Origin of the sequence: Marinobacter sp. (assembly GCF_033722195.1) — a bacterium.
Lineage (GTDB): Bacteria > Pseudomonadota > Gammaproteobacteria > Pseudomonadales > Oleiphilaceae > Marinobacter.
The window spans coordinates 1-15,034 of sequence record NZ_JAWVZL010000077.1; the positions used below are offsets into that span (position 1 = coordinate 1).

20 protein-coding genes are annotated in these 15,034 nt (G+C 61.5%); 9 read left to right on the forward strand and 11 right to left on the reverse strand.

The window, feature by feature from the left end; genetic code table 11:
* Positions 1-41 precede the first annotated feature (41 nt).
* Both R3280_RS12560 and R3280_RS12565 read left to right on the forward strand, forming a co-directional pair.
* Positions 42-101 carry a hypothetical protein gene (locus R3280_RS12560; RefSeq protein ID WP_318945207.1) on the forward strand — a complete coding sequence of 20 codons (60 nt, stop codon included), beginning with the start codon at positions 42-44 and terminating at the stop codon, positions 99-101.
* On the forward strand, positions 101-394 hold the full coding sequence (locus R3280_RS12565) for a HigA family addiction module antitoxin (RefSeq protein ID WP_138436108.1): 294 nt from the start codon (positions 101-103) through the stop codon (positions 392-394). Before R3280_RS12560 ends, R3280_RS12565 begins: the two co-directional genes overlap by 1 nt.
* A 60-nt stretch (positions 395-454) precedes the next feature.
* On the opposite strand, the gene R3280_RS12570 is transcribed toward R3280_RS12565, so the two are convergent.
* Positions 455-772, reverse strand: coding sequence for a CcdB family protein (locus tag R3280_RS12570; protein ID WP_318998953.1), 318 nt, complete (start codon positions 770-772; stop codon positions 455-457).
* Positions 772-1,017 carry a type II toxin-antitoxin system CcdA family antitoxin gene (locus R3280_RS12575; protein ID WP_318998954.1) on the reverse strand — a complete coding sequence of 82 codons (246 nt, stop codon included), beginning with the start codon at positions 1,015-1,017 and terminating at the stop codon, positions 772-774. Before R3280_RS12575 ends, R3280_RS12570 begins: the two co-directional genes overlap by 1 nt.
* A 183-nt stretch (positions 1,018-1,200) precedes the next feature.
* Here R3280_RS12575 and R3280_RS12580 point away from each other — a divergent pair, with 183 nt between their 5' ends.
* The 3 genes from R3280_RS12580 to R3280_RS12590 all read left to right on the forward strand — a co-directional run bounded on the left by R3280_RS12580 (position 1,201) and on the right by R3280_RS12590 (position 4,324).
* On the forward strand, positions 1,201-2,196 hold the full coding sequence (locus R3280_RS12580; RefSeq protein WP_413468777.1) for a 2-hydroxyacid dehydrogenase: 996 nt from the start codon (positions 1,201-1,203) through the stop codon (positions 2,194-2,196).
* 249 nt (positions 2,197-2,445) lie between these two features.
* A complete protein-coding gene (locus tag R3280_RS12585; protein ID WP_318998956.1) occupies positions 2,446-3,690 on the forward strand; it encodes a DsbA family protein in 1,245 nt (414 codons plus the stop codon).
* Positions 3,691-3,739: 49 nt separating this feature from the next.
* A complete protein-coding gene (locus tag R3280_RS12590) occupies positions 3,740-4,324 on the forward strand; it encodes an HD domain-containing protein (RefSeq protein WP_318998957.1) in 585 nt (194 codons plus the stop codon).
* A 14-nt stretch (positions 4,325-4,338) separates the two neighbouring features.
* Here R3280_RS12590 and R3280_RS12595 read toward each other — a convergent pair whose 3' ends face one another.
* From R3280_RS12595 to R3280_RS12610, 4 genes are all read right to left on the reverse strand, one after another.
* Entirely contained in the window at positions 4,339-4,914 is a 576-nt protein-coding gene (locus R3280_RS12595; protein WP_318998958.1) for a CoA pyrophosphatase, read from the reverse strand.
* Positions 4,915-4,951: 37 nt separating this feature from the next.
* Positions 4,952-5,455, reverse strand: coding sequence for a hypothetical protein (locus tag R3280_RS12600; protein ID WP_318998959.1), 504 nt, complete (start codon positions 5,453-5,455; stop codon positions 4,952-4,954).
* 150 nt (positions 5,456-5,605) lie between these two features.
* Positions 5,606-6,571, reverse strand: a complete 966-nt coding sequence (locus tag R3280_RS12605; RefSeq protein ID WP_318998960.1) for a PA2778 family cysteine peptidase — start codon at positions 6,569-6,571, stop codon at positions 5,606-5,608.
* A gap of 3 nt (positions 6,572-6,574) precedes the next feature.
* Positions 6,575-6,976, reverse strand: a complete 402-nt coding sequence (locus R3280_RS12610; RefSeq protein ID WP_318998961.1) for a PA2779 family protein — start codon at positions 6,974-6,976, stop codon at positions 6,575-6,577.
* Positions 6,977-7,457: 481 nt separating this feature from the next.
* Between R3280_RS12610 and R3280_RS12615 the strand changes: the two genes are divergently transcribed.
* From R3280_RS12615 to R3280_RS12630, 4 genes are all read left to right on the forward strand, one after another.
* On the forward strand, positions 7,458-7,727 hold the full coding sequence (locus tag R3280_RS12615; protein WP_318998962.1) for a hypothetical protein: 270 nt from the start codon (positions 7,458-7,460) through the stop codon (positions 7,725-7,727).
* A gap of 139 nt (positions 7,728-7,866) precedes the next feature.
* Positions 7,867-8,781, forward strand: coding sequence for a haloalkane dehalogenase (locus R3280_RS12620; RefSeq protein ID WP_318998963.1), 915 nt, complete (start codon positions 7,867-7,869; stop codon positions 8,779-8,781).
* Positions 8,782-8,819: 38 nt separating this feature from the next.
* Positions 8,820-9,218, forward strand: a complete 399-nt coding sequence (locus R3280_RS12625) for a thioesterase family protein (RefSeq protein ID WP_318998964.1) — start codon at positions 8,820-8,822, stop codon at positions 9,216-9,218.
* Positions 9,219-9,310: 92 nt separating this feature from the next.
* Positions 9,311-9,556 carry a TIGR03643 family protein gene (locus R3280_RS12630; RefSeq protein WP_318998965.1) on the forward strand — a complete coding sequence of 82 codons (246 nt, stop codon included), beginning with the start codon at positions 9,311-9,313 and terminating at the stop codon, positions 9,554-9,556.
* 40 nt (positions 9,557-9,596) lie between these two features.
* On the opposite strand, the gene R3280_RS12635 is transcribed toward R3280_RS12630, so the two are convergent.
* From R3280_RS12635 to R3280_RS12655, 5 genes are all read right to left on the reverse strand, one after another.
* On the reverse strand, positions 9,597-10,499 hold the full coding sequence (locus R3280_RS12635) for an alpha/beta fold hydrolase (protein ID WP_318998966.1): 903 nt from the start codon (positions 10,497-10,499) through the stop codon (positions 9,597-9,599).
* 15 nt (positions 10,500-10,514) lie between these two features.
* Positions 10,515-10,928, reverse strand: coding sequence for a MarR family transcriptional regulator (locus R3280_RS12640; protein ID WP_318998967.1), 414 nt, complete (start codon positions 10,926-10,928; stop codon positions 10,515-10,517).
* A gap of 102 nt (positions 10,929-11,030) precedes the next feature.
* On the reverse strand, positions 11,031-12,284 hold the full coding sequence (locus R3280_RS12645) for a Glu/Leu/Phe/Val dehydrogenase (RefSeq protein WP_318998968.1): 1,254 nt from the start codon (positions 12,282-12,284) through the stop codon (positions 11,031-11,033).
* Between the two features lie 126 nt (positions 12,285-12,410).
* A complete protein-coding gene (locus R3280_RS12650; protein ID WP_318998969.1) occupies positions 12,411-14,405 on the reverse strand; it encodes a TonB-dependent siderophore receptor in 1,995 nt (664 codons plus the stop codon).
* A 214-nt stretch (positions 14,406-14,619) separates the two neighbouring features.
* Positions 14,620-15,034: DUF4396 domain-containing protein (locus R3280_RS12655; RefSeq protein ID WP_318998970.1), on the reverse strand; the 415-nt coding region annotated here is incomplete at its 5' end.

Sequence of the window (15,034 nt, forward strand, 5' to 3'; positions counted from 1 at the left end):
ACAAAGGGCGGTGGTCGATTCGTGTTAACGGAAATTGGCGCATGACGTTCGAATTTCAGGACGGCAACGCCTACATTCTTGATTATGAGGATTATCACTAATGTCTATGCATAATCCGCCGCATCCTGGTGAATTCATTCGCGAGGTGTACCTGGAGCCTTTCGGTATCAGTTCCCGTCAGCTTGCCTCCAGTCTGGGGGTCTCTCCCTCCACTTTGTCTCGGCTGCTCAAAGGGGATAGCGGTATTAGCCCGGAAATGTCGCTTCGGCTATCCAAGGTTCTCGGACGTTCTCCTGAGAGTTGGTTGGCGATGCAAGATATGTACGATCTATGGGTGGCCCGCCACACGGTCAACCTGGATGGAATCCATCCCCTGGACTTCGAGGCAGCTTAACCAATGGCTGTTGTCGGAGGTGCCTGCGCTGGCGCTCCGGCACGCCGCAAAGCCTGGGCGTTAAATGCCCATGACCGCAAAATCCAAAGCCCCGACGATTTGGTCTCTGAAGTGGGAAAGGGTTCCAATTGGATCTTTGAGTTGCTTTACCGGGATCGAGGCTATTTGGGGCGTCATTATCAGAAGGGCTTCGTCATCAAAAGTAATCTCAGGAGTCAGTCCTTTCATCGCCTGACCGCCGAAAGAGCTCTTTTTGCCAAGCGGTATAATAATTCTGGTCGCCAGCTCAGCAAGATGGTCACTTTGGATATCAAGCAGGTAAGGATAGAAGGCTTTTGTTTGGCGGCTAGGGTTTGGGTAGACGTCAAACTGAGGCATCAAAACTCCCGGAATTCGTCGCCAAAACAGCCGTGGGTGTCGACAAAGTCGTTATAGGCCTGGATTGCAGCTTGGTTCTCTTCGGCCCAACGTTCCGCTTCACGTTTGGCAAGCTGTTCTTTCAGTGCTTGCTCGAGTGTTGCTGAAAGGTTGATGTTGAGGGCACGGGTTTTCGCCAACAAGTCACTGTTAACAGAAAGGTTGGCTGCCTTTTTGGGAGCATTAGGGTCATACAATGTTGTCATAGTGGCCTCCGTCCGACACCAACTGTCTAAACTGGGATGTTATGCGCATCTGAGTGCGCACTCAACCCATTGAACCAGCGCATCAACAGGACTGTTTTTTTCCGCTGGTACTCCACAAATCGGCCCGTTGCGCCAGCGTTATGCATCAAGGAGGAAGCTGTGAAAGAACCCCCCAAGGTCGCCATGTTCAGCACCCATGACTTTGAACGGCCCCGGTTCGAGCGGCATGCTGACGAGCATCTTTCGATGACTTTCCACGAAACCCGGATGAGCAAAAAAACGGCCGCTCTGGCGGAGGGCCACGACGCGGTCTGCTGTTTTTCCGAGGACACTGTCGACGCCGACGCCATCGAGATTCTCGCCGATGCCGGGGTCCGGTTGATTGCCCTGCGCAGCGCCGGCTTCAATAACGTGGACCTTCGCGCCGCCGACCGCCATGGCATCCCCGTGGTGCGGGTGCCAGCCTACTCACCCCACGCCGTGGCGGAACACGCCATGGCGCTGATCCTGTGTCTGAACCGCAAGATTCATAAGGCCCATAACCGAGTGAGGGACCTTAACTTCTCCCTGGAGGGCCTGGAAGGGTTCGACCTCCACGGGAAAACCTTTGGCATTATCGGCACCGGCAAGATCGGTGAGCAGATGGCCCGGATCGCCCACGGCTTCGGTTGCAACGTGATCGCGTTTTCGAAGGAAAAATCCGAGGCGCTGGTTAAAGAGGGCTGGCTCGACTATGTGGATTTCGAGACGGTCATTGCTCAGGCGGATATTGTCAGCCTTCATGTGCCTCTGACACCTGAGACAAGGCATCTGATCGATGAACAGGCGCTGGCGAAAATGAAAACGCGCGCGATGCTCATCAACACCGGGCGCGGTGCACTGATCGATGCTCGGGCTCTGATCCAGTCCCTGAAAAAGGGGGATATCGGGGCCGCTGGCCTGGATGTCTATGAAGAGGAGGAGGGTGTTTTTCGTGAGGACCTTTCCAACCAGGTGTTGCAGGACGACACCCTGGCGCGCCTGCTGACCTTTCCCAACGTGCTGATCACCTCCCATCAGGCGTTTCTGACCCGCGAGGCCCTGGAAAACATCGCTGCAACCACCGTGGACAATATCCTCGGCTATTTCCGATCGGGAGACCTTACCAACCAGGTGAGTGCGGACAAGGATCTGGCTTAATTAAGAAAACGGGGGCTCCGGGGCCTGTTCATGGTCCGTGGGAGTGCCTCTTTCCTGACGCCCATGCCCAGAAACAGCGCCTGGCCCGGCCGGCGTTATGCTAACCTGCCTCGCTAATACAAGAACCGAACCCGCCGGAGACTTCTGATGAGTGCCAGAAAAGCCCTGATGCCCTACGTAGCGCGGGCCCTTTCGAGCCCTGGATTACGAAGGGCCAAACGCGGTGTGCACCAGGCCAGGCGTCGCGCATTGGGCGAACCGCGTCGGCTGAGTATTTTCCTGAAGGTGGACGACCCCTACAGCTACCTCCTGATTCAGGTGTTGCGGGAATTCCTCGGCCGCTTCGACGTTGTGGCGGACTTTTATACCGTGCGGCGCCTGCCGGATGAGATGTACCCCCGCCCCGAGATGTGGCGTGAGAACGCCGTGTACGATGCGCGGCACCTGGCCGGGCTCTATGGCCTGGATTTCCCGCCACCGTCCTGCAACCTGGACGAAGCACTGGTGGAAGGGGCGACCGCGGCCCTGGTCGCCGCCGAGTCCGAGGACGATTACCTGACCCGGGCGGAGGAGATTTTCGCCTGCCTCTGGGCGGAGCAGCCGTCGGCTCCGGCAGACGCCCCCGACTACCAGGACGCCATGGTCCAGGCCCGGCTTGTCGCCAACGAATCTGGTCTGGCCCGCGAGGGGCATTACCTCAGCGCCACCATTCACTACGGCGGCGAATGGTACTGGGGCCTGGACCGGCTGGATCATCTCGAGCGCCGGCTGATCGAGGAGGGTGCGGCCTTCGCTGAGACCGACTCTGTGCGTTTCGACCGCACCTACCGGGACTTCTGCACCACCAGCACGCCTCCCACGGCAGAGCCCGAGACGCCGCTGGTGATTTACTGGTCGGCCCGCAGCCCCTATTCCTACATCGGTCTGGAGCGGGCGGTCCGGCTCGCCCGGCAACACCAGCTGCCGCTTGAGATCAGACCCGTGCTGCCGATGATGATGCGGGGCATGAACGTGCCCACCACCAAGAAGATGTATATTTTTCTAGACACCAAGCGCGAGGCCGAGAAACTCGGTATGCCTTACGGTTTCGTTGCCGACCCCCTCGGGCCGGCGGTGGAGCGCTGCTACGCCCTGGTGGAATACGCACGCGCTCACGGCAAGCTGGAGGATTTCCTGCTCAGCTTCGGCCGGGCGGTCAATGCCGAGGGCATCCGTGCCGAGAGCGACAGCGGCCTGAAGCGGATCGTCGAGCGGGCGGGGCTGAGCTGGGTCGAGGCCAGGCCGCATCTGCAGGACGACAGCTGGCGCGAGTGGGCCCAGCACAATCTGGACGAGATGTTCGCCCTGGGTTGCTGGGGCGTCCCCAGTTTTCGTTATGGCGAGCTGCGGTTCTGGGGCCAGGACCGCCTGGGCATTATCGAGAACGCGGTCATTGGCCAGCGCAGGTTGAGGTCAACAGAGGCAGCGGGTCGGAACACAGCGGTGGCCCCCTGAGCGAAAATCCAAAGGTGGTCGCTCAGGCATTCCCGGAAAGGAACAACCCATGACTGAAAGACTCGATCGGATAGCGGAATTTCTGCTCCAGCTGGATGCACTGAAGTCGGTGGATCGCAGAACCTACATCAACGGCGGCGAGCGTCTCGAGAACTCCGCCGAGCATTCATGGCATCTGGCAATGGCCTGCTGGGCGTTCGCGGAACAGTCGCAGGAGGATTTCGACCTTTCGAAGTTGTTGCGGCTGGCTCTCCTGCATGACCTCGGTGAGATCGGCGCCGGGGATACCTTTCTGTACAGTGACCAGCGCAGCGACGCCCATCTTGAAGAGCGCAGGTACATCGGGGAGCTGGCCTCCCACCCGGGCAATCCCATCGGCGACCTGCCGGAGCTGTGGGACGAGCAGGAGGCCGGGGAAAGCAGGGAGGCGAGGCTTCTGAAAGTCATCGACCGGCTTTTGCCCTTCCTCCACAACCTGGCCAGCCAGGGCCGCGCCTGGAAAGACCACGGCATTCGCAAGAGCCAGGTCCTGAGGATGCACGGCTTTATCGAGCAGGAAAACCCCGAGGTGTACCGGTGGCTCCGCTCCAAGGTTGACTACGCGGTGGCTCAGGGCTGGCTGGAGAATGCCTGAGCCGGAGGCTCAAATCAGCCTATCGCCTTCCGTCCCAGCAACTCCCGCAACATGCTGTAGCTCAGACCCCAGATGCAGCAGTCCTGGTACCGGCAACAGGGCAGCTTGAAGGTGCCGATCGGGGTACGCCAGGATAATTTGCCCTGGTTTTCCCTGGCGGCCAGGTGGTCGATGGAAATCCAAACAACCCGTTCGACTTCGTGGTTCGCGGCCACTGCCGACGGGCCCTGCCAGCAGTACACATAGGGTGTCACCACCATCGGGCGCCAGCGGCTGTGATGTCGGGTTACCAGGTCCGAGAGCCTGGCCTCGAATCGGCCGTGGCGGGCGAGGTCCAGACCTGTCTCCTCCAGGGTCTCCCGTTCCGCCGCGGCCCGGGGTGTGGCATCTTCGGGCTGCATCCGGCCTCCGGGGAAGGCCATGTCGCCGGACCAGGGGTCGCCCTCCCGACGGGCCCGCTGGATAAACAGCAGTTCCGGATGACCGTCGTCACCTTCCCGATAGATCAGGGCAACCGCGGCCCGGGTGAGGTGTCGCCGGAAAGGCAGCTTGTGGGGGCGCAATGTCAGTGGCCGGCGATTGAAATCCATCGAATGTTGTCCGGTGTCCCTTGCTTACAGAAGCTTATCACTCCCAGAAGTTCCACCAGGCTTTGGCATTCTCGCGTTTCTTCTCGATGCCCTGTTCGCTGCCGCGTTCACCGGGATTGGCCTGCTCGGGCATGGATTTCTCGCTACGCTCGGCTCTCTCGTTGGCCTGCTCCCGTTGGCGCTCAGCTCTTTTCTCTGCCTGCTCCCGCTCGCGCTCAGCATGCTCTTTCGCCTGCTCGCGTCTGTCCTCGGCATCTTCCTCGGCCCGTTCGCGGCCAGTGTCGGCGCGCTCAAGCTCGCGTTCCTGCTGCTGTGCTGACTTGTCCTTGCCCTTTTCCTTGGCCTTTTCGGCTCGCTCCTGACCTTTGCCCTTCATGGCCTCGCCCTGCTGGCGCGCCTGATTCGAGCGTTTTTCCTCCAGCATTTTTGCACGCTCTTTTCCGTTGTCGCCGGCATCGGCTGCCGGAAGAGGCGAGGCGGCCAGCGACAAGGTGAGGGCCGTGGCGGTCAGCATGGCTTTTTGGCATTTATTTAGACTCATTTGGTTTTCCTTTATTTTTGAGGTCATCGAAATGAAACATGCCGATAGCGTCTTTTCAACAAACTTGGGGATTGCGCTGGAAATCAGGACAGAGTTTGTCCCCCCTTCGATAATCTGGCCGGCAATGAATCGGGTCTCCGTGGTCTCCGATCAGGGTATCTCCGGGCAGGTGAAAGCAGGGCAGGCTGACACAGATCGGCCTTGCGAAGGTGTCAGGTCGTCGGGAAAGTCTTTGGACCCGATTTTGTTGGCGCAGGCCAGGGCGCGATTGGCAGCCTCGCTGCAGCCTGCCTTGGCGAGGGCGTGGGCAAGGTTGTTCCAGCCTGCGGACAGACTGGGGAAGCGTTTCACGGTCTCCGCGTAATGAGCCGCGGCCATCTGCCAATCCCCCCGTTGGTAGGCAATGTTACCAAGGCCGAGTCTTGCGGCGGGCTGGTCAGGCCAAGTCCGAAGCGCCGTCCGGTATGCAGCCGAGGCCGGCTCCAGATTGCCAGTCAGCTCCAGCACGCTGGCGGCCGTCAGATACCTCAGCGGTTCGGCAGTTGCCGGTAGTACGGTAGGAGGCAGCATCACAGCGGCCCATCGATCAGCCCGGCTCCAGGTGCGCTGGAACAATGCCGCTGGCTGGTTGCTGGCCTCGCGGGTATCGGTATGAAGGATGAGGCTCTGCTGACGGGCATCGAACCCCACCACCACCGCGAAATGCCATTGCGGAAACCAGTCGAATCCGAGGTTTTGCATGACCAGCACGGGATGTCCTGCCGATACTTCCGCCAGGATTGCCGCGAGCTGGCCGTCAAGAGGATAGACAATCAGTCCGTAGCGCCGGGCGGCCGCCACCAGCTCCACCTTCAGGCTGCCCCTACGCTCCGGGAGGTAGACCTGGTCTACCAGCTCAGCAGGATCCGTGTTCCGCCCCTGGCTGTTGAGCATGCTGGCCAGGGCGGCCGGCCCGCATTGATAGCGTTCCTGCGCGTAGAAGGGCACCTCCTCGAGAAAAACAGGCTGCTCGCTGCCGGTGTTGCCAGGCCAGGGTGGCATGCTGGCGCAGCCGGTCAGGATCAGTGCCAGCAGCGCCCCCAGTCCAGGGGCACCGGAGTGTCTAAGGAACTGCAAGATTTATCGTATACAGTTGATAAAGCTGAAGATATTGGTGGCGCACAACATGTCGGTGACAATGAAAACCAGCAGGAATAGAACAATAATGCCAACAACGTCCTGGCCCACCGGCGCCTCCGCCAACTGCTGGTTGAACTCGGCCAGCTCAGCGGGTGTCAAGCTCTGAACGCGGTTTTCCACCTCCGCCTCGTCAACACCCATGCTAGCCAGAGCCTCTTTAACCTCCTGGCGTTCAAGCATCGACATAAGCGCCTGGCGGTCCACATCGGCATGCTGCTCCGTCAGCACGTCGGCTGTACCTACCAACCCTGCCGTTGCTGAGGATGACCCAATCACGAGCATACTCATGGTGATGATCATCAGAATGGATACCTGGCTCAGATAACGACGGATGGCCTGCATGTGAATGCTCCTTTGCCGGACGAATGTTGGAACCAATAGACTAGCCCAGAATCGATTTCAGTGTAGATCAGTCTGGCACGAGGTTCTCCCAATGCAATGCGGTCCCTGGGGTAAGGCTATTGTAGATTTGCACATGGGGTGGAGGTTCACCGCGCAGGCACCCGATTTGTCGCGACAGAAGATCGGGCTGAACCCGTTCTCCTGTCTCGAGGAATCTCAGGCCCCGGCGGGCAAATAACGGGTTGTCTGCTCGGAGTGTGGCAGCCCACTTTTCAGCAGGCGGGAGGAGCCATCCGTTGTTAAACGGCTGCACATGGGTACCCTGGACACTGACTTGCAGGTGAGCAACCCGTATCATGCCCACGCTGCCTCCGAGGCCAGTTGGTATGAGATTAAAGGCAGCTAACACCAATGCCCTGACCACATATCCAGGTTCGTGGGAAGGCGGTGAGTCCGGAACATTTCAAGCGAGGAGTCCATTTTGCCAGCCATCACTGTTGAGAAGTCCTGGGTTGCGGGCATTGCCAGTGCACCGCTGTACGTGGTGACGGCGGTTCTGATCAGCGGTCTGGGTCTTGTGCAGTGGTTTGTCGCGTTTCTTGGCGCGGTCATTGCCATCGCTGTGCTCTATCGCAAGTTTGTGGTGCAGACCGTGGCCCGAGGCCATAAACCCAGCGTGGTGCTGGCCTGGTGGGGCGCAGCCCAGATGCTGTTCATCGCCGCCTCGGTCGCCGTCATCCAGATGGCGTGACCGGGCTCTGGCTTAAAGGCCCGTATGGGCATCGCGTCAACGCAGGCATCCTGTTCCAATCCGGTAATTGATACACTTGTTTTCTCGCCCCGACGTCCGCGGGGCCGTTCCGTTTCCAACAATAAGGCCGAGGACCATCATGAAAGCTCTGCGAACCCCGGAAAGCCGTTTCCAGTCGATTGCCGGTTTTGACTACCAGCCCCACTACCTGCAGGTGGACGATTTCGAGGGCGGCGAGCTGCGTATGCATTACCTGGACGAGGGTCCCAGGGACGCCCCCGTGGTGCTGTTGATGCACGGCGAGCCGTCCTGGTGTTACCTCTACCGCAAGATGATCCCGATCATTACCGCGGCCGGTTACCGGGCCGTGGCGCCGGACTTGATCGGCTTTGGCCGTTCCGACAAGCCGGCGGACCGTAAGGATTACACCTATGCCCGCCATGTGGGTTGGGTGCAGTCCTTTCTGGACCAGCTTGGGCTGACCGGCATACACCTGGTCTGCCAGGACTGGGGTGGCCTGCTGGGGCTGCGCCTGGTGGCGGAGAATCCGGACCGGTTCGCCTCGGTGGTGGCGGCGAATACCTTTCTGCCCACCGGCGACAAGGATCTGGGCCAGGCCTTCTACAAGTGGCGCCAGTTCTCCCAGGAGACTCCGGAATTCCACATCGCCGGGGTGATCAAGGGCGGCACGGTGACGCCCCTGTCTCAGGACGTGATTGACGCCTACAACGCCCCTTTTCCGGATGAGAGCTACAAGGAAGGCGCCCGCCAGTTCCCGATGCTGGTGCCGGCCAGCCCGGACGATCCGGCTGCCGAGCCCAACCGCAAGGCCTGGCAGGTACTCAGCCAGTGGCAGAAACCGTTCCTGACTGCGTTCAGCGACAAGGACCCGGTGACCGCGGGGGTGGAGAAGTATTTCCAGAAGTACATTCCCGGCGCCCAGGGACTTGAGCACGTCACCATTCGTGATGGTGGCCACTTCCTCCAGGAGGACCAGGGCGAGGAGCTGGCGAACGTGGTGGTTCGTTTCCTGGATGGTCTGTCGCGCCGCTAAAAGGCGCGCATCTGTTTGTTCCACACAGGAGAGTCTGCATGTTCCATTACCAGCTGGAGCCCCGGTTCAGTGATACCGACGCCCTCGGGCACATCAGTAACACGGCCCTGCCGGTCTGGTTCGAGGAAGGCCGCACGCCGGTGTTCCAGATTTTCCACCCCTCGCTGGATGTGAAAACCTGGCCCCTGATCCTGGCGCGGGTGGAAATCGACCTGATGGCGCAGAGTTACTGGGACCAGACCGTGGAAATCAGGACCGGTATCGGCCGTATCGGCAACTCCTCGTGCCGGGTCATCCAGCAGGCCTTTCAGGGCGGCCAGCAGATTGCCCGGGGCGTGGCGGTGCTGATCCACTATGATTACAGCAGCCAGAAGTCGGTGCCCATTCCGGATGAGATCCGGGCGCGGCTGGCGGAGCACAGCGTTGACGATGCCTAGCGTTGCGCTGCTCCCTGGCGGCTGTTGCCCCGGCGGCGTTGCCGCCATCGGGGCTGTCCCATTCAGACGGCTTCAGCAGGCGCGAGTGAAGTATGAACACAGCGGATGAGTCCCGAATCGTTGAGATGGCCTGGGAGGATCGCACACCCTTCGAGGCCATCGAGACACTCTACGGCCTGTCGGAGGCGGATGTGATCAAGCTGATGCGCCGTGTCCTCAAACCCGGCAGTTTCCGGCTCTGGCGGTGCCGGGTGTCCGGCCGCAAGACCAAACACCAGAAACTGCGGGACCCGGGCGTCAGTCGGGGTTACTGCCCGACCCAGTACAAGCCCCGCTGAGGCGCCACCAGGATTAATGGCGCGCCAATCGACCGGTTGGTCAGTGGGACTTTTTCAGCGCCGGCAGCAATAGCCCGCGCCAGACCGATTCCCGATACCGCTCGCGGAACCAGCCCAGGTGCCCGACCTTGTCCTCGCCAATAGCCTCCGGATCGATCCACTGGATAGTGACCGGGGCCTTGCCAAAGAAGCTGTGGATGGACTCGGTGTTGCGCCGGGACATCATTTCGTCATCGGTGAAGGCGATGGCGGTGATGGGCACCCGCACCCGGTTGAAGCCCTCTTCCAGCGCGACTCCCTCGACACCCACCGCGTAGTCCCGATGCAGACACCAGCGACGCCACTGTCGGATGACGTTGGGCGGCAGATCCCCCACCATGTTGAGGCGTTTGCCGGGGAAGTAACCCAGCACGCGGACGCTGACCGGCGCCACAAGGTACCAGAGCAGCCAGGCAATGCGCTTGGTGGGTGGTGAGTTCTCCCGCCAGTAGCCGCTGCCACAGGCAACCGTGATGGCGCTGTCCAGGTCATTCACGTTGGGTGTCATGCCAAGCAGTTGGCCCCCCACACTGTGGCCAATCCACTTGAGCGCCAGGTCCGGGTAGCGCTCGCGGGCGAAGTCGATCACCGCCCGGCCATCTTCCTGACCCCAGTCGGTCACCCGGACCGGGCAGTCCTTCAGATGGCCCTGGCTGGAAGCGCCGGTGCCGAAGTAGTCAAAAGTGATCACCGCAAAGCCCTGCTCCAGCAGGAAGCGGGCAAACTTCTCGTAGCAGTTCTGCACCACGCCCATGGCGCCGGCGACAAGCACGACGGCACGGGGCCGGTCGCCTTCAAACAGATGAAGGCTGATGCGATGCCCGCCTGGCGTGGTGAGCTCGACGTCCAGCCGGTCGGTGTCTTTCGGGTCGAGGTTGCGGGGCAGTTTTTCCTGGGCACTCATGGTGGGCTCCATCACTCAGAAGTCGTTGGCGAGATGATTGAGGAAGCGCAGGATGACCCGGGTTTCGCTGGCGCTGAAGCCTTCGGTCATACTGGCGTTCAGCTCCTGGATCAGCGGGCGGGCGCCCTCGATCTTGCTGCGGCCGTGCTCGGTCAGGAAGAGCCGGGAGGCGCGGCCATCGTGTTCACAGGGCCGGCGCTGGACCAGGTCTTTCTGCTCCATGCGGTTGGCCAGGCCGGTAAGGGCGGAATTGTTGAGACCGAGGCCTTCGGCCAGATCCTTGAGCAGGCAGCCTTCGTTGCCGGCAATCATCATCAGGGCGCCGAGTTGGGTCACGGTGACCCCGAGGGCATTCTCGCTGCGCTGCTCAGCGTGCTGGAACACCCGGTGGCGCGCCATATTGAGGAGGTAAAAGAGTCGCTGGTCCATGATCCCGCTTTTTATTTCACATGTGGATTAAATTTACTCCGCATGTGAAATAAAAAGCAAACAGCAACGGCCTCAAACTGGGAAAGCCGTTACTGCACCGTTTTAATCGCCGTTGAAATAGCGCTGGGTACCGCGGCTCGCCAGCGCAGAGGCGATGCGCTCCACGCTTTGCAGGTAGGCGGCAACGCGGTAGTCCACCTTTTCCTCTTCGGCCCGGTCAAAGCACAGCTGGGCCTGGCCCACCAGCTGGTCCGCCAGGCGCTCGTTGATGTAGCTCTCGGACCAGTAGTCACCGGTGCGGTTCTGGACCCATTCCAGATAGCTGACAATCACGCCGCCGGCGTTGGCCAGGACATCCGGCAGCACGGTGATGTTCTTTTCGTTCAGGTGCTTGTCGGCCTCGGAAGTCACCGGGCCGTTGGCGATCTCCAGGATGGCGCCGGCTCGCACCTTGTCGACGTTGTCGGCGGTGATGGCGTTCTCAAGGGCGGCCAGCACCAGTACGTCCACATCCAGGGCCAGCAGGTCGTCCTTGCTGATCTGGTCCACATCGTTCTCGGTGCAGACCGAGGACTCGCAGTAGACCATGCCCTTGAGTTCGCGGGTTTCGTTCTTGTGGCGCCAGATGGGCTCCGGGTCCAGCCCCTGGTCGGCGTGGATCGCGCCCTGGGAATCGGACAGTGCCACAATGCGGTAGCCGGACTCCTGGGCCAGGCGGGCGAAATGATAGCCGGCGTTACCAAAGCCCTGGACGGCGATGGTCAGGTCCTCCGGGTTCTTGCCCTTGCGTTCGGCCCATGCGTCCAGCACATAGAGCGCACCGCGGCCGGTGGCAGCGGCGCGGCCGGCCGAACCGCCCATGCCCGGCGGTTTGCCGGTGATGATGGCGGGCACTTTCATGCGGGTGATTTCGGCGTATTCATCCGCCATCCAGCCCATGACGGTTTCGTTGGTGTTCACATCCGGTGCCGGGATGTCCCGGTCCGGCCCGATGACGTCGTAGAAGGCGCGGATGTAGCCTCTGGACAGCCGCTCCAGCTCCAGCCGGGACAGGGATTTCGGATCCACCTGGACACCGCCCTTGGCACCGCCGAAGGGCAGGTTGACCACCGCGCACTTGAGGACCATCCAGAAGCTCAGGGTGGCCACTTCGTCGGCGTCCACATCCGGATGGAAACGGATGCCGCCCTTGCCGGGGCCCCGGCTCTGGTCGTACTGGATGCGCCAGCCGTTGAAGACCCGCAGGCTGCCGTCGTCCATGCGGACTGGGATGGCGGCCTCGTGGATGCGACTGGGCTGCTGGAGCTGGCGGCGGACATCCTCGTCCACCTCTAGGCGGTCGTAAATCCCTGCCATCCGCGACTGTGCATCCTTCAACAGGCCTGGCTTCTCACCCATAAACAATCCTCCTCATCCACTTCCAATATAAACATAGTCGTTATGTCTACGTTGGGGACGGATGAGAAGGATCTCCAGGGCCGGTTACCAGCGGTAGGACACGCTCCCGACCACGCTGCGGGCCGCGCCGTAGTAACACCAGTAGTCGCAGCTGGCCACGTACTCCCGGTCGGCGACGTTGGTAACGTTGAGCTGGGCCTGCCATTCCGGCGTCAGGGCGTACTGGGCCATCAGGTCGAACACGGTGAACGAGGGGACCTCGGTGGCGCCGTCCTCACTCTCACCCACGAAGCGGGCGCCGGCGCCCACTTTCAGGCCGGGGGCCAGGTCGGTGAAGCGGTAGTCCAGCCAGGCGGAGGCCTGGTGGCGGGGAATCAGCGGTGCCTGGCGCTCGCTGTCGGGTGTGGCTTTCTCGCGGATCTTGGCGCTGTTGTACGTGTAGGCGGCGGTCAGCTCGAGCTGGTCGGTCAGATAGCTGACGCTTTCGAGCTCGAAGCCCTCGGTGGTGCGCTCCCGGTCCTGGATCTGGAAACCACCCTGGCTGGTGCCCAGGGAGTTGTCCTCCTCGATGCGGTAGACCGCCGCGGTGATGTAACCGTCCAGATCCCGGGGCGCGATCTTCACCCCCAGCTCCAGCTGCTGGCCCTCAAGGGGCTCGAACTGGTTGCCGTTGCCATCGGTCCCGACGAGAGGCTGGAAGGACTCGGTGTAGGACAGGTAGGGCGAGAAGCCGTTGGGGGCCAGGTACATGATGCCGCCGGACAGGGACAGCTCCTCCACATCGGTTTCCTGACGGGTGCCGGCAGTGCGGTTGATGCTGTCGGTGTCGGCCTCATCGTAACGGGCGCCGGCGAGGAACACCCAGCGGTCACTCAGGCGCAGCTGGTCCTGCAGGTACAGGCCCACCTGCTGCTTGTCGTTCTCCTGGACGATCAGGTCGGCCGGGTCGACGGGGGTGAAGTTGCCGTACTGGGGGTCGAACAGATCGATAGGGCCGCCGAAGAAGGTGAAACCGCCGGCGGTGTTCTGTTTACCCCTGTTGTTCAGATCCTGGTAGTCGACGCCCACCAGCAGGGTGTTCTCGGTGCGCTCGGTGAACCATTGGCCCACCAGGCGGTTGTCCACGGTCCAGCTGTCGATTTCGCCGTCCCGGTAGACCAGGCCGCGCTGGCCTTCGCGGGGACTGGTCTGGAAGAAAATAAAGCTGCTGCGCAGGAAGAGATCCAGCTCGCTGTAACGCAGGTCCTGCTCGAAGGTCCAGGTATCGTTGATCTGGTGGCTCAGGGCATAGCCGATGGAGGCCTGGGTGCGCTCGTTGGTGTCGTAGCTGGGCTCACTGTAGTTGGTGGACGGATCCACCTTGCCGAAGGGTGTGCCCTGAACGGTGCCGTAGGCCAGCTTGAAGCCGTTGTACGGGAAGGCGTCGTCCTTCTGGTAGCTGGTCAGCAGGGTCAGGCTGGTGCGATCGGAGATATCCCAGGTCAGGCTGGGCGCAACGTAGTAGCGCTCGTTCTCGGTGAAGTCGAGCTCCTCTTCGCTGTTGCGGTACAGGCCCACCAGACGGTAACGGAGGTCCTGCCGGTCGCCCACCGGACCGGAGGTGTCCACACCGAGCTGGCGGTGCTCGTGGGTGCCGGCCTGGATGTCGATCACGCCCTGGGCGGTATCGGTGGGCCGTTTGCTGATGGCGTTGATCACCCCGCCCGGAGGCGCCTCGCCGTAGAGGATGGACGCCGGACCCTTGAGCAGCTCCACCCGCTCCAGGCCGAAGGGCTCCGGCAGCCACTGGTAGAAACCTTCCCGATAGATGCGCAGGCCGTCCTGATAGGTGGCCTGGTCGAAACCGCGGATCTTGAACCAGTCGGTGTCGTTGTCGGCGCCGTAATGGCCGGACAGCACACCGGCCCGGTAGCGGAAGGTTTCATCCAGCGACTGGACATTGCGCTCCTCCAGCTCTTCCCGTTCCACCACGGAGGCGGGTCGTGGCGTCTCCACCAGCGGAGCTTCCACCTTCAGCGCAGTGCCGGACACCACCAGTTCTTCCAGCAGGATGGGGTTGTCACCGTTGTTCTGTGCCATGACGACGGCCGGCAACCCCAACAGGGCGACCGGAAGGCTACGACGGATAGCCCGGACCAGCGGGCGGGGAGAAATTGGCATGAAGGAGGCCTCAAACGGATATCAGTGAATGGCGAAATTGGCATGAACAATCGTTCATCGTTTAAGGCGCATGCTAGCGGCTCCGTCTATTTAATACAAATCACTCTCATTAAGTTTAATATTGATGGCTCGCTCAGTGGCAGTGGCCGCTGGCGGCCGCCTCTGTGTCCCGGGGGTCCGCCATGCCACCCTTGAGCCCGAAATGGATCAGCAGCAGGTTGGCGGGCCAGGCAGCGAACAGCCCCAGCGACAGGGAAATATACAGCGACGCCCAGAACAGGGCGTCGCCCATGGTGGCGTCGCCCCCCAGGTGAAGGTCCACGGTAATGGCCACGGCCTCCATCACCGTGATGCTGATGGTCTCGGCGAAGAACGCACCCTTAAACGCCTCAAGGAAAGGGGTGCCAGCCTGCATCATGGGGCCGAGGTTGAGGGCAAAGCCGAAGATGTAGGCCAGGGCGAAGGTGATGCCGGCGGCCCAGGCGGTACTCATGGCAAAAATGCCCACGGTGATGATGACGCCCAGGATTTCGCCGATGCCGCAGCCC